General features: G+C 71.1%; 9 protein-coding genes. 5 read left to right on the top strand and 4 right to left on the bottom strand.

Annotated features, from left to right (window positions below; all coding sequences use genetic code 11):
- Positions 1-24: 24 nt before the first annotated feature.
- Positions 25-1,797: an AfsR/SARP family transcriptional regulator gene (locus tag WBN91_RS22115; RefSeq protein ID WP_337726026.1), complete on the bottom strand. Its 1,773-nt coding sequence runs from the start codon at positions 1,795-1,797 to the stop codon at positions 25-27.
- Positions 1,798-1,964: 167 nt separating this feature from the next.
- A complete protein-coding gene (locus WBN91_RS22110; RefSeq protein ID WP_337726025.1) occupies positions 1,965-2,960 on the bottom strand; it encodes a TerC family protein in 996 nt (331 codons plus the stop codon).
- Positions 2,961-3,264: 304 nt separating this feature from the next.
- On the opposite strand from WBN91_RS22110, the gene WBN91_RS22105 reads away from it, so the two are divergent.
- Both WBN91_RS22105 and WBN91_RS22100 read left to right on the top strand, forming a co-directional pair.
- The gene (locus tag WBN91_RS22105; protein ID WP_337726024.1) at positions 3,265-6,129 is read left to right on the top strand and encodes an alpha/beta fold hydrolase; all 2,865 of its coding nucleotides are present in this window, start codon (positions 3,265-3,267) and stop codon (positions 6,127-6,129) included.
- Entirely contained in the window at positions 6,126-7,052 is a 927-nt protein-coding gene (locus WBN91_RS22100) for an ABC transporter permease (RefSeq protein WP_337726023.1), read from the top strand. Before WBN91_RS22105 ends, WBN91_RS22100 begins: the two co-directional genes overlap by 4 nt.
- Here WBN91_RS22100 and WBN91_RS22095 read toward each other — a convergent pair whose 3' ends face one another.
- The gene (locus tag WBN91_RS22095) at positions 7,053-7,460 is read right to left on the bottom strand and encodes a winged helix-turn-helix transcriptional regulator (RefSeq protein ID WP_337726022.1); all 408 of its coding nucleotides are present in this window, start codon (positions 7,458-7,460) and stop codon (positions 7,053-7,055) included.
- 67 nt (positions 7,461-7,527) lie between these two features.
- Between WBN91_RS22095 and WBN91_RS22090 the strand changes: the two genes are divergently transcribed.
- Both WBN91_RS22090 and WBN91_RS22085 read left to right on the top strand, forming a co-directional pair.
- A complete protein-coding gene (locus WBN91_RS22090; protein ID WP_337726021.1) occupies positions 7,528-8,448 on the top strand; it encodes an NADP-dependent oxidoreductase in 921 nt (306 codons plus the stop codon).
- A gap of 10 nt (positions 8,449-8,458) precedes the next feature.
- Positions 8,459-8,842 carry a VOC family protein gene (locus WBN91_RS22085; RefSeq protein ID WP_337726020.1) on the top strand — a complete coding sequence of 128 codons (384 nt, stop codon included), beginning with the start codon at positions 8,459-8,461 and terminating at the stop codon, positions 8,840-8,842.
- On the opposite strand, the gene WBN91_RS22080 is transcribed toward WBN91_RS22085, so the two are convergent.
- The gene (locus WBN91_RS22080) at positions 8,839-9,192 is read right to left on the bottom strand and encodes an MmcQ/YjbR family DNA-binding protein (RefSeq protein WP_337726019.1); all 354 of its coding nucleotides are present in this window, start codon (positions 9,190-9,192) and stop codon (positions 8,839-8,841) included. The two genes, WBN91_RS22085 and WBN91_RS22080, sit on opposite strands and share 4 nt — an antisense overlap.
- Before the next feature lie 297 nt (positions 9,193-9,489).
- Here WBN91_RS22080 and WBN91_RS22075 point away from each other — a divergent pair, with 297 nt between their 5' ends.
- On the top strand, positions 9,490-13,311 hold the full coding sequence (locus tag WBN91_RS22075; RefSeq protein ID WP_337726018.1) for an NACHT domain-containing protein: 3,822 nt from the start codon (positions 9,490-9,492) through the stop codon (positions 13,309-13,311).
- Positions 13,312-13,332: the final 21 nt, after the last annotated feature.

Raw genomic sequence — 13,332 nt, 5'->3', positions numbered from 1 at the left:
AGCGAGGGGTGGGGGCTCAGGCCCTCACCCCTCGCTCTGTTCCTGCGCGTAAACACGGAACAGCTCGGGCACCCGGTACCGCGCCTCGCCCGACGCCTGGAGTTCCAGCAGCCCGAAGGCGACCAACTCCTCCAGCACGGCGTCCGCATCGACTTCCCCGGACGGCCCGGCCACCTCGCGACCCGCCACCACCTCCAGCAGGCCGGTGACCTCGCGTTCCGACACCTCCCGCGCCCCAAGGGCGGCAATCCGCCCGGCCGCCCACCGCGCCCCGGGGCGCAGCCGCGCGTGGACCCGTTCCAGCCCGGACCGCACCCCGACCCCGCCCACGCACAGCTCGTCCAACCGGCCGCGCTCGTCGGCCAGCCGCGCCGCGAACGCCGCGATGCCCAGGTGGGGGCGCTGCGCCAGCCGGGTCGCGGCGATCCGCACGGCCAGCGGCAGGTGCCCGCACAGCCGCGCCACCTCGTCGGCCGCCGCCTCCTCCGCCGCCACCCGCTCGGGTCCGGCCACGGCCGCCAGCAGCTCGCGGGCGTCCTGCGGGGTGAGCGGGCCGACCGGCAGCGGGGTGGAGCCCGCCAGGTCGTCCATGCGCCGACACGCCGTCACCAGCACCGCGGACCCCGCCGTGCCGGGCAGCAACGCCCGGACCTGGTCGGCGTGCGCGGCGTCGTCCAGCACGACCAGGACCCGCCGGTCGGCCAGCACCGCGCGCAGCGCCGCCGCCCGTTCCGCCACGTCGTCGGGCACGTCGGCCTGCAACGCCCGCAGCAGGCCCGCCACCAGGTCACCCGGCGACCGCGGGGTCGCGCAGGAGCCCCGCAGGTCCAGGAACAGCTGGCCGTCCGGGAACCGCGTGCGCAGGCGGTGGGCGACCCGGACCGCCAGCGCGGTCTTGCCGACCCCGGGCTGGCCGGTCAGCACCACCACCGGCACCGGGCCGGCGGCGCCGAGCAGGTCCACCAGCCGCCGCTCCTCGGCGCGGCGACCGCGGAAGTCCGCGGTGTCCGGCGGCAGCTGGCAGATCGGGAACACGCTCGCCTCGCCGCCGACCGGGGGTGGTTCGGGCACGTCGCCGCGCAGGATCTCGCGGTGCAGCCGGCGCAGCGCCGGGCCGGGTTCCACGCCGACCGCCTCGACCAGCCGGTCCCGGGTGGTGCGGTAGGCGGCCAGGGCGTCGGCCTGCCGGCCCGCCGCGCACAGCGCGAGCATGAGCTGGCGGCACAGCCGTTCGCGGGTGGGCTGCTCGGCGACCAGCGCCTCCAGCTCGGCGACCACCTCGACGTGCCGCCCGGCGGCCAGCTCGGCCTCGAACCGGTCCTCGACCAGCAGCAGCCGGGTGGACTCCAGGTGCGAGATCTCCGGCTCCAGCGCGGGCGCGTCCAGGTCCAGCAGCGGCCGGTCGCGGAACAGCGCCAGCGCGCTGCGGTAGAGGTCGGCGGCCAGCGCGTGCTCGCCGCGCCGCACGGCCAGCCGCGCCGCGTCCACCCGGCCTCGGAAGACCAGCAGGTCGAGGTCGGCGGGGTCGACGCGGGCGGTGTAGAGGCCGTCGGTGTGGTCGATGCGCAGGTCGGGCAGCCGGTCGCGCAGCCGGGACACGTAGGTGTGCAGGTTGGACAGGTACGACTTGGGCGGCTCGCCCTCCCACAGCGCGTCCACGAGCTGGTGCGCGGCGACGGGCCGGCCGGCGTGCACCAGCAGCACGGAAAGGAGGGTCCGCAGGCGTTTGCCGCGAATGGGCACCGGCGCACCGTCGGACGTGCGCACCGTGAGCGGCCCGAGAACTCCGAACTTCACCCGGTCACCCTAAGGAGAGTGATCGTCATGAAGTAACTGATTCTTCGATGTATTTCGGAAAATTCCAACTAATCGTGAGATCACCTCGACGGCCGCCAGGAGATCCCCGGAAAAGCACCGCGCGCCGCGTCCCGACGGGGAACGCGGCGCGCGGTGGGTGCCTGGAGTTACTTCGCGACCTGCTTGGCCGACTCCGGGTCGCGCTTGACCTTGATCAGGGACGCGACCGTGGTGATGGCCAGGACGCCCACGATGACCGACAGCGACAGCTCGATCCCGATCACCGGCACCGGCAGCGGCTCGCCGCCGTTGAGGAAGGGCAGCGAGTTGGAGTGCAGCGCCTCGAGGATCAGCTTCACGCCGATGAACCCGAGGATCACCGACAGCCCGATCGACAGGTAGATCAGCTTGCTGAGCAGGCCGCCGAGCAGGAAGTACAGCTGCCGCAGGCCCATCAGGGCGAACGCGTTGGCGGTGAAGACCAGGAACGGCTCCTTGGTCAGGCCGAAGATCGCCGGGATCGAGTCCAGCGCGAACAGCAGGTCCGTGGTGCCGATCGCGACCATCACGATGAACATCGGGGTCACGAACCGCTTGCCGTTGATCCGGATGAACGACTTGGAGTCGTGGTACTGGTCGGTCACCGGGAAGATCTTGCGGACCAGGCGCAGCGCCGCGTTCTCCTTGAACTCCTCTTCCTCCTCGTCGTGGTCCGTCCGCGCCAGCTTGTAGCCGGTGTAGATCAGGAACGCGCCGAACAGGTAGAAGACCCAGCTGAACTGGGCGATCACGGCCGCGCCGACGGCGATGAAGATGCCGCGCATGACCAGCGCCATCACGATGCCCACGAGCAGCACCTTGTGCTGGTGGATCGCGGGCACCTTGAAGGTGCTCATGATGATCAGGAAGATGAAGAGGTTGTCGACGCTGAGCGAGTACTCCGTGATGTACCCGGCGAAGAACTCACCCGCGTAGGTGCCGCCGGCGAAGTACCAGATGCCCAGGCCGAACGCGATCGCGACGGCGACGTAGAAGGTCACCCACCGGCCGGCTTCGCCGATGGTGACCTCGTGCGGCTTGCGGTCGACGATGAACAGGTCGATCGCGAGCAAGGCCAACAAGCCCGCGATCGTCGCGATCCACAACCACGCAGGGACACCCATCGACACACCTCCGGTACATCGCGCGCACGCCAATGACCGGAGGTCTCCTCCGCCGATCGGGCGAACCGGTCGACCGGCGGCACCGGGAACCCGACGCTGGGCTCCGTGCTGACGACACCGCCGCGAGGGAGTACTCCCCTCCACATTTCGCTGCCCAGTCTCACGCACAACTGCGGGTTCGCGCCAGCCGGCGTGATCAGACACACCCGCTCGGGTGGGCTTTCCCTGAGAAAGGGCAACCTCGGAGATCACGTCTTCTCAGCATCACACGCCAGTGTGACGCAGTCGGCCTAACCTCAGGCTCGTGGCCCCAACCTCCCGCCTCCGCGGCAGGTGGTCGCTCCCCGCGCTGGTCGTGCTGGTCGCCCTGGTGGGCGCCATCGTGGTCTGGGTGCGGTCGGGCGACGACCCTCCGCCGGTGAGCACCCGCGACGCGGTGATCGACGTGCCGGAAAGCCCCGGCAGCGACCGCACGGTCCAGCTCGACACCACCCTCTACCTGCCCGAACGCACCCCCGCGCCGGCGATCCTGCTCCCGCACGGCTTCGGCGGCAGCAAGGACGGCGTCTCCGCCCAGGCCCGTGAGCTGGCCCAGGGCGGGTTCGTCGTCCTGGCCTACTCGGCGCGCGGCTTCGGCCGCAGCACCGGCAGCATCGAGCTGAACTCGCTGGACCACGAGGTCCGCGACGCCCAGAAGCTGCTGGACTGGCTCGCCACCCGCGAGGAGGTGCGCACCGACGCCGCGGGCGACCCGCGCGTGGGCGTGACCGGCGGGTCCTACGGCGGCGCGCTGGCGCTGTCGCTGGCCGGCGTGGACCCGCGGGTGGACACCATCGCGCCGGTCATCACGTTCAACGACCTGGGCCAGGCGCTGCTGCCCAACTCGGCCCGGCCCGACCGGGTGGACGCCGGGACGCCGGCGGTGGGCGCGTTCGCCGACGACGGCGTGTTCAAGCGGTCCTGGGCGGGCATCTTCTTCTCCGCGGGCCTGTCCGGCGGAGACCTCGCGAGCCCCGGCCAGGAGGCCGCCGAGCCCGGCCAGGACGACGACGCCGCAGGTCAGGCGGCCGACGCGGCGGCAGCGGTCACGGCACCGCAACAGCAGGGCGCGCAGCAGGGCCGGCCGGCAGCCCCGGTGAACGGCGCGTGCGGCCGGTTCGCCGCGGACGTGTGCGCGGCCTACACCGAGGTCGCCACGACGGGCCGGGCGAGCGAGAAGACGCTGGAGATCCTGCGCCGCGCCTCCCCGTCCTCGGTGACCGACAAGATCACCCAGCCGACGCTGCTGGTGCAGGGCGAGCAGGACACCCTGTTCGGCCTGGACCAGGCCGACGCCAACGCCCGCCAGATCGCCGCGAACGGCGCGAAGGTGAAGGTCGTCTGGTACTCCGGCGGCCACGACGGCGGGTCGCCCGGCCCCGAGCTGCGCGGGCAGATCGCCGACTGGATGGCCTTCCACCTCGACGGCAAGGGCGCCGACCCGGGCACCGGCTTCGAGTACACGGTCGTGGGCGCGTTCCGCAGCAGCGGAGCGCCGTCGCTGCGCAACGTCATCGCGCCGAGCTACCCCGGCCTGAACGGCGGCAGCGCGGCGGAGCGCAGGAACGTGGCCCTGTCCGGGCGGGACCAGACGGTGGTCAACCCGGCGGGCGGCAACCCGGCGGCCGTGTCGAGCCTGCCCGGCCTGGGGTCGGCGCTGTCGCGGTCGTCCTCGCTGACGTCGCGGCTGTCGCTGGACCTGCCCGGCCAGGCGGCCGTGTTCGCCAGCGAGCCGTTCACCTCGCAGGTGCTGCTGACCGGGTCGTCCACGGTCCGGTTGAAGGTGTCGGCCGTGCCGGGCACGGTGGTGCCGCCCGAGGGCGCGGTGCTGTTCGCCAAGCTGTACGACGCGGACGCCAACGGGGTGCGGACCCTGCCCGGGTCGGCCGTGGCGCCGTTCCGCGTGCGGAACCTGCCCGCGGACGGCACGCCGGTCGAGGTGACCGTGACGCTGCCCGGCGCGGTGCGGCCGGTGGAGAGCGACCACCGTCTCCAGCTGGTGGTGTCCACGACCGACCAGGCCTACGCCAACGCCACCGCCCCGGCGGCCTACCGGATCTCGCTGGCCTCGCCGGACCTGGCGGTGCCGGTGGTGCCGGGCGCGAACGCGACCAGCGAGGTGCCGACCGGCGCCCTGTGGGGCATCGCGATCGTGCTGCTGGTGTGCCTGGTGGTGGCCGTGGTGGCGTGGTTCCGCCGCCGGCTGACCGCGGACGTCGACCCCGAGCTGACGTCGGTCCCGCTGGTCATCTCGAGCCTGACCAAGTCCTACCCCGGCGGGCTGACCGCGGTGCGGGACCTGTCGTTCCGGGTGGAGCACGGCCAGGTGCTGGGTCTGCTCGGCCCCAACGGCGCGGGCAAGACGACCACGCTGCGGATGCTGATGGGCCTGATCACGCCTTCGGAGGGCGAGATCAGGGTGTTCGGGCACCGGGTCCACGCCGGCGCGCCCGTGCTGTCGCGGATCGGGTCGTTCGTGGAGGGGTCGGGCTTCCTGCCCCACCTGTCCGGCATCGCGAACCTCAAGCTGTACTGGGCGGCCACCGGCCGTCCGGTCGAGCAGGCGCACTTCGACGAGGCCCTGGAGATCGCGGGCCTGGGCGGCGCGGTGCACCGCAAGGTCCGGACCTACAGCCAGGGCATGCGGCAGCGGCTCGCCATCGCCCAGGCCATGCTCGGCCTGCCGGACCTGCTCGTGCTCGACGAGCCGACCAACGGGCTCGACCCGCCCCAGATCCACCAGATGCGCGAGGTCCTGCGGCGCTACGCCGCCGCCGGGCGCACGGTGCTGGTGTCCTCCCACCTGCTCGCCGAGGTCGAGCAGACGTGCAGCCACGTCGTGGTCATGCACAAGGGCACCCTGGTCGCGGCCGGTCCGGTCGAGGAGATCGCGACGGGCGGCGGCGAGGCCAGCTTCCGGGTCGACCGGCCCGAGGAGGCGGCCGACGTGCTGCGCGGGTTGTCCGGGGTCCGGAGCGTGTCGGTGGACGGCGAGCAGGTCCACGCGAGCCTGAACGGGACTCCGCGCGCGGAGGCGTTGCAGGCTTTGGTGGCGGCGGGGGTGGCGGTCGACCAGGCCGGTCCGCGCCGTCGGTTGGAGGACGCGTTCCTGGAGTTGGTGGGCGAATGACTGAGAACGGTGTGCACACCGACCCGTCGGCGATCTCGGACCTGACCGACGCGGCGGAGCACGAGAACGCGGCCGTCGCGCCGGACGGGTCGAAGGTGGGCTACCGGGCCGGGCGGACGCTGCCGGTGCGGGTCGAGCTGGCGCGGCAGTTGCGCCGGCGGCGGACGCAGTTGGTGCTGGGTTTCCTGGTGCTGCTGCCGTTCATCCTGGTGGTGGCGTTCGAACTCGGTCAGGCGTCGCCGAACCGGCGCTCGGGCGGGTTCGTGGACCTGGCGACGGCGTCCGGCGTGAACTTCGTGATCCTCACGCTGTTCGTGTCCGGGAGCTTCCTGCTGCCGATGATCGTGGCGCTGTTCTTCGGCGACACGATCGCGTCGGAGGCGTCGTGGTCGAGCCTGAAGTACCTGTTGGCGGCACCGATCCCGCGGCACAGGCTGTTGCGCCAGAAGGCGCTGGCGTCCGGGGTGCTGTCGGTGTTCGCGCTGGTGCTGCTGCCGTTGGTGGCACTGGGCGTCGGCGTGGCCTGGTACGGCGCGGGCGAGGCGGTCTCACCGACCGGTGAGGCGGCGTCGTTCGGGTCCAGCGTGTACGGGGTGGCCCTGGCGGTCTGCTACATCTCCATCCACCTGTTCTGGGTGGCGGGGTTGGCGCTGTACCTGTCGGTGTCGACGGACGCGCCGCTGGGCGCTGTCGGCGGGGCGGTGCTGGTGTCGATCCTGTCGCAGATCTTGGACCAGATCACGGCTTTGGAGGATTTGCGGGACTACCTGCCCACGCATTACGCGTTGGCTTGGGCGGACTTGTTGTCGTCCGACGTGGACTGGTCGCAGATGGCCAAGGGGACGTTCTCCGCTTTGGCTTATGGGGCGTTCTTCACGCTCCTGGCCGCCCGCAAGTTCGCTCGCAAGGACGTCACGTCCTGATCACTGTTCGGGCCGGGAGCGGTCATAGCGCTCCCGGCTCGCCAGGACGTCCTCGATGTTCTCCTCCGCCCAGCTCTTGATCGCGGCCATGACCGGCATGAGGCTGTGGCCCGAGGGCGTGAGTTCGTAGTCGACCCGGACGGGGACCTCGGCGGTGACCCTGCGCGTGATCAGGCCGTCCCGTTCGAGTGAGCGCAGGGTCTGAGTGAGCATCTTTTGGCTGACGCCGGCGATGGTGTGGTTCAGCTCGCTGTAGCGGCGGGGGCCTTCGGAGAGGGCTACCAGGACCAGGCTGACCCACTTGTCGCTGATGCGGTCCAGCAGGTGCCGTGCCGGGCATTCCTTCAGGTAGGCGTCGTAGGCCTGGCGGCGTTCTTCGCGGCGTTCGCTCGCCGTTCGGGTGACCATGAGCTCCCCTACGCACTTTCGGGTTCGTACTTCCCTATGGAGAGTAGCTCTCCATAGGTTCGTGGGCATGCTTGCGGTGATCGTGCGGTCCTTTGGTGTGGTCGAAGTGGTGGATGTGCCGGTTCCTGTGCCTGGGGTGGGGCAGGTGCGGGTTCGGGTGTGTGCGGCGGCGGTCAATCCGGTGGACTTCGCCACTCGGTCGGGGGCGTTGCACGCGGCTGGGTTGGTGTCGGCTCCTGTGGTGGGGCTGGGGTGGGACGTGGCCGGCGTGGTGGACGCGGTGGGGGACGGTGTGGCGTTCGCCGTGGGGGATGTGGTCGTGGGGTTGCGGGATCGGTTGCCGACCTTGGGGGCGCAGGCCGAGTTCGTGGTGTTGGACGCTTCGGCGGTGGCGCGGGCGCCTCGGTCGGTGTCGTTGGAGGCGGCTGCCACGTTGCCGTTGGGTGGGTTGACGGCGTGGCAGGCGTTGGACCTGTTGGACCTGCCGGTGGGTGCGTCCGTGTTGGTGACCGGCGCGGGTGGGTCCGTGGGTGGGTTCGCCGTGCAGCTCGCGGTGGCGCGGGGGTTGCGGGTGGTGGCGTTGGCGGCCGATGCGGAGTTGGTGCGGTCCTACGGGGCCACTTGGGTGGTGCCGCGTGGGGTGGATGTCGGGGCGGCGGTGCGGGAAGTGGTGCCCGGCGGGGTGGACGGGGTGGTGGACGCCGCCGCGTTGGGGGTCGAGGCGTTGGACGCGGTGCGTGGTGGTGGGGCGTTCGTCGCGGTGCTCGGGTCGGCGACGCCGGTCGGGTTGCGGGGCATCCGGGTGGCGAACGTGTGGATCCGGGCGGACGGGGAGCAGTTGGCGGCGCTGGTGGACCTGGTGGATGACGGGACGGTTCGGCTGGTCGAGCCGGAGACCGTGCCGTTGGCGGAGGTGGCCGAGGTGCACGACGGGGTGCGGCGGCGGGTGGTGCTCGTTCCCCCGGCGGCCGGCGGTGGTCGGGCGTAGCGTGCGGGCCATGCCTCGACCTGTGCACTTCGAGATCTTCGCGGCGGATCCGGCGCGGGCGATCTCCTTCTACGAGACGGTGTTCGGCTGGACGTTCGAGCGGTGGGGCCAGGAGGAGTACTGGCTCGTCACCACCGGCGCGGAGGGTCCCGGGGTCAACGGTGGCCTGCTGCCGCGCCAGGGGCCCGAACCCGAGCCGGACGGTCCGGTCAACGGGTACGTGATGACGACCGGGGTGGAGGACGTCGACGCCACCATCGCGGCCATCGAGGGCGCGGGCGGGACCGTCGCGCTGCCCAAGAACCACATGCCGGGCGTCGGACTGCTCGCCTACTACCGGGACACCGAGGGCAACCTGTTCGGCGTGCTCCAGCCGGAAGAGGGCATGGGCTAGGGCCGCTGGGGCCGCTTGCCGCGTGGCAGCTTCGCCACGACCGCGTCGTAGGACCGGTCGACGAGTTCGCGCACGTCGTCCTCGGGGACGTTGCCGCCGAGCTGGAGGCGGTTCCAGCCGTAGCGGCCGATGTACGGGCTGATCGTGATGTCGTCGGGGAAGCGGTCGCGCCACTCGACCGCGTCCTCGGCGTTCACGCCGCACTTGACGCCCACGGACTCGGCGGACAGCCCGATGAACGCGAACGCCTTGCCACCGACCTTGCAGACCAGTTCCTCGTCGCCCCAGGGGTAGCTCTCCTCGGCGCCGGGTTTGGCGAGGCAGTACGCGATCACGTCGTCAACCGTCACGCGCACACGCTAGGCCAATGCCCCGACGAACCGCGTGAGCAACGACGCGAACACCTCCCGCTTCGCCTCGGTCCACCCGGTCATGGCCCGGTCGAACGCCTCCTGCCGGCGCCCGCCGCCGCTGTCGCCGCCGGACCTCCACCATCGGTTCGCACCGCCCAGATGGGTGACCTGGCCGTCGAGGAGTACACCGCCACCGTCACCACGCTGGAGAAGATGGCCGCCAACCTCGAAAAGACCCATTCATAGCGGATGGAAACGCCGTAACAGGACTTCGCCGGCCGTCGATCCACGATCATGGGGACGCCCAGGAGCAAGACCGCGCGCAACGAACTCACCTTCGACGGCCTGTGCCGGTTGCTGAAGTCGGCGTCCACCGACAGCAAGCTGCTGGACAACCTCGACACCCTCAGCGGCGCACTCCTGGTGCTGGCGCCCGTCGCCGTCGGCGCGCCCTCCCTGCTCCCGTTGCTGGGCGCGAAGAACGAACTGGTCAAAGCCGGGAAGCACGTCGTCCGCACGTTGGCCAAGCGCCCCGCCGACGACAAGCTCACCCGGCACGACCTGCTCCTCACCGCCTACTGCCTGACCTGCTACACGGCGTTCTTCGAGGCCGTGCACCGCATGCTGCCCGGACTGCGCGAACGGCTCGGCCTGACCGACGCGGACCGCCTGGCGCTGACCAACCGGGCGGTGCGCGGGCTCGGCGGACCCGCCGGCGCGGACGACGTCTCCGCGCTCGCCCGCTACCAGATCGCCCTGCCCCACCCCAACGACCTGGTCGAGCACACCGCCAACCAACTGGACCCGCTCTACGCGCGGATGACCGCCGCGTTCGAGGTCCTGGTGCGCCAACTCGCCGTGTGGGACGAGGCCGACGAGACCGAGCGCGACCACGTCCTCGCGGCGATCCGGGAACTGCCGGACGTGGCGAAGAAGCTGTACCGGACGCAGTACCAGGCGCTGTGCGTGGAGTTCAACGAGTTCTACGTGTGGGCGAACCTGCAAGAGCACGCGATCACCCGGCGCAACCTCGACCAGGTGGCCACGGACGTCAAAGCCGTGCTGGAACTGCTCTCCGCCCGGCCCGCCGGTGTCGACATCGGCCTGGCGGGCCTGGGTGACGCGCTCGCCCGCGCCCTCCCGCGCGAGGACAACCTGGACGAGACGCTGGCCGGCCTCGGGCGCGCGTACCGGGAGGCGCTCGACGAGCCGATCATCGACGACACCCACTCGGGTGACGGCGTCGACCTCCGGTACCCGGCCAAGGCGGACATCTTCGTGCCGCAGGCGTTCCGGTCCCTCCGGTACACCCGGGACGTCGGCCCGCTGGAGAACGAAGACCTGTGGTCGAGGTTGGACGTGCGGCACGACATCGGTCGGTACGTGCTCGCGCACCTGTCCAGCCCGTACAGCCTGGAGGCGCCGCTGGTCGTGCTCGGCCAGCCGGGGTCGGGCAAGTCGCTGCTCACCGAGGTGCTCGCGGGGCGACTGGCCGGCGGCGAGTACCACCCGGTGCGGGTGGAGCTGCGGGACATCAACCCGGACTCGGACATCCAGACCCAGATCGAGGAGCAGATCCGCGCCGACACCGGCCGCGAGGCGAACTGGGCGGAACTGTCCAGCCGCTGCGGCGACCGCCCACCGCTGGTGGTCCTCGATGGCTACGACGAGTTGTTGCAGGCCAGCGGGAAGGTGTTCAGCACGTACCTGATGGCGGTGGCGGCCTTCCAGAAGCGCGAACGCGTGCAGGGCCGCACGGTCCGGGTCATCGTGACCAGCCGGGTGACTCTCATCGACAAGGCCGAGATCCCGGCCGGCTCCACCGTCGTTCGCCTGGAGGAGTTCGACGCTGCCCGCCAAGCCGAGTGGATCGACATCTGGAACCGCGCCAACGACCCGTACTTCACCGCCCACGACACCAAGCCGTTCCACCTGCCCGACGATGACAACATCCGCACCCTGGCCGGCCAGCCGTTGCTGCTGCTCATGCTGGCCCTGTACGACTCGGACCGGAACCGCTTGGCACAGCAAGGTTCCCTGGACCGGACCGTCCTCTACCACGGCCTGCTGACCAGGTTCATCACCCGCGAACGCCTCAAGGGCGAGGACGGCAAACTCTTCCGCGCACTGCACGTGGAAGAGCGCGGGCGCTTGGTGGACACCGACTTGCGTCGCCTGGCGGTGGCCGCCGTGGGCATGTTCAACCGGCGTTCGCTGCACATCACCAAGAGCGACCTCGACGGGGACATCGGGTACTTCGGCCTGCACCGGGCCGCCGCCTCGACCCCGGGACCGGAGCTCGGGCAGGCCGAACTCCTCCTGGGCAGCTTCTTCTTCGTCCACGAGTCGCGGTCGCGGTTGCGTGCCGGGACCGGCGGTCAGGCGGCGTTCGAGTTCCTGCACAACACGTTCGGCGAGTTCCTGGCCGCGCACTGGCTCATGGAGACGGTGCTCGGCGAGACGGAGACCGTGCGCCACCTGTCGGCCAACCCCGGCCTCGGCCACATGCTGGACCGCCACCTCGGCACACTGCCGGACCACTGGTACACGACCCTGATGGCCACGCCCCTGTACAGCCGCCCGGTCGTGCTGGAGATGCTGCGCGAGTGGAGCGCACACCGGCTGGCAGCGGCGGGCCGGACGCCCGAGGGCTTCACTACCGACCTCGAACGGATCTGCTACCGCCAGCTCGGCCTGTGGCAGGAGGACGCGGCGGTGCCGGACATGCTGCTGGGTACGCGCAAGACCCCGTTCCCGCCCAACTCCCCCATCACCAACCTGGCCACCTACACGCTCAACCTCGTCGTCCTGCGGTGCATCGTCGGCGGCCCGTTCGAGGTGGACTGGAGCCGGCTGGGCGGGAAGTGGACCAACCTCACCGACCTGTGGCGCGCGGGCTTGGGCCGCAACAACCTCACGGGCGTCTCCACGGTCCTCTCCGCCCAGGTGAGGCCGGGCGGTCTCCGCTTGGAAGCACGACCGAAGCTGGGCCAACTCAGCCCGGCCGGCTACTTGACCGCGCGGTACGACCTGGCCCAGGCGATCGGCGACGACGAGTTGGCGGCCCTGGCCGGCTGGGCGCTCCAAGACGCGAACCCCTTCGACCCACCGCCGCTGGAAGAGTTGGCCAAGCTGCCGACCATCGGGGGCAGCGCCCTGCACGACGAGATCCACGCACGGGCGGAACTGCGCGCCTGGCGGGTGCACGGGACGAGGCCCTCCAACGTGCGCCCCAAGCACAGCACGGCGAGCAGCCTCCTACTCGACTTCCTCACGACCGCGACCGCCCTGCACTTCGAACTGTTCACCAGGGTCGATCCCGATTTGGCGACCCGTCTCTGGCACACGCCGCCGGCCGTTCGCAGGTTCGACTCAGCGTCCGACGCCGAGGCACACCGGTGGGTGGAAGAGCTACCGGCGATCACCGCGGACGTGATCGCCGATCGCCGCGAGAAGGGATTCGCACGACTCGATGACGAAAGCCCTCGCGACCTGTGGGTGAAAGCCCTCTCCAAAGCAGCGTTGCGCGTTGTTGACGCCGCTCCGGCGACGCTGCATCCGGAGATCGGCTACGAGCTGATCGCCTCCGAGCAGGCACCCAGCTCGCTGGTCCATCGGCTGCTCGGGCCGGAGGCGGACCCCTGGACCATCGCTCGCCGCCCTCGCTCGACACTGGTCCGCCTGATCGAGCTGTCGAGCCAATGGGGCACGTGGGGTTGGGTGGTCACCACGCTGCGCGCGCTGGACGAGAGCGACGATCGCACTCGACTGGTGGCGGACTTCGGCGCGGTCGGCACGATGGTCCTCCTGCGTGCCGGCGGACGAACCGCTGAGCGTGAGGCCGGCGCACTGCTCTCGTTGGACCTCCTCGGCATCGTGGACTGGTGCTTCACGGTGGTCTCCGCGGAGGAACAACGGCTTGCTGTCGAGGAGTGCCTGAAGCTGGTGGACGAAGCCCCGGCGTCTTGGCTGCGGATCGTGGGCATCACGTTCCCCGACGGCCGGCATTGGGTGTGGGAGTTGGCCGAGCAGTTCAAAGGTGAGTTGTCGGTGTCTGCGACCGCCGTGCTAGAGCGTCTGCGCGAACGGGAAGAAGGTGGCCCCGCCGCTGGGTGAGCGGCGGGGCCGGTGTGGTGG

Origin of the sequence: Saccharothrix sp. CCNWYY140 (genome assembly GCF_037401995.1) — a bacterium.
Lineage (GTDB): Bacteria > Actinomycetota > Actinomycetes > Mycobacteriales > Pseudonocardiaceae > Actinosynnema.
The sequence above is the reverse complement of the archived record's forward strand: the minus strand, read 5'-3'. Positions and strand labels throughout refer to the sequence as shown.

Excerpts from the sequence above, each read along its gene's own strand:
- WBN91_RS22110 (WP_337726025.1), bottom strand. The coding sequence starts at position 2,960 with ATGGGTGTCCCTGCGTGGTTGTGGATCGCGACGATCGCGGGCTTGTTG.
- WBN91_RS22085 (WP_337726020.1), top strand. The coding sequence starts at position 8,459 with ATGCCTCGACCTGTGCACTTCGAGATCTTCGCGGCGGATCCGGCGCGG.
- WBN91_RS22100 (WP_337726023.1), top strand. The coding sequence starts at position 6,126 with ATGACTGAGAACGGTGTGCACACCGACCCGTCGGCGATCTCGGACCTG.
- WBN91_RS22090 (WP_337726021.1), top strand. The coding sequence starts at position 7,528 with ATGCTTGCGGTGATCGTGCGGTCCTTTGGTGTGGTCGAAGTGGTGGAT.
- WBN91_RS22075 (WP_337726018.1), top strand. The coding sequence starts at position 9,490 with ATGGGGACGCCCAGGAGCAAGACCGCGCGCAACGAACTCACCTTCGAC.
- WBN91_RS22095 (WP_337726022.1), bottom strand. The coding sequence starts at position 7,460 with ATGGTCACCCGAACGGCGAGCGAACGCCGCGAAGAACGCCGCCAGGCC.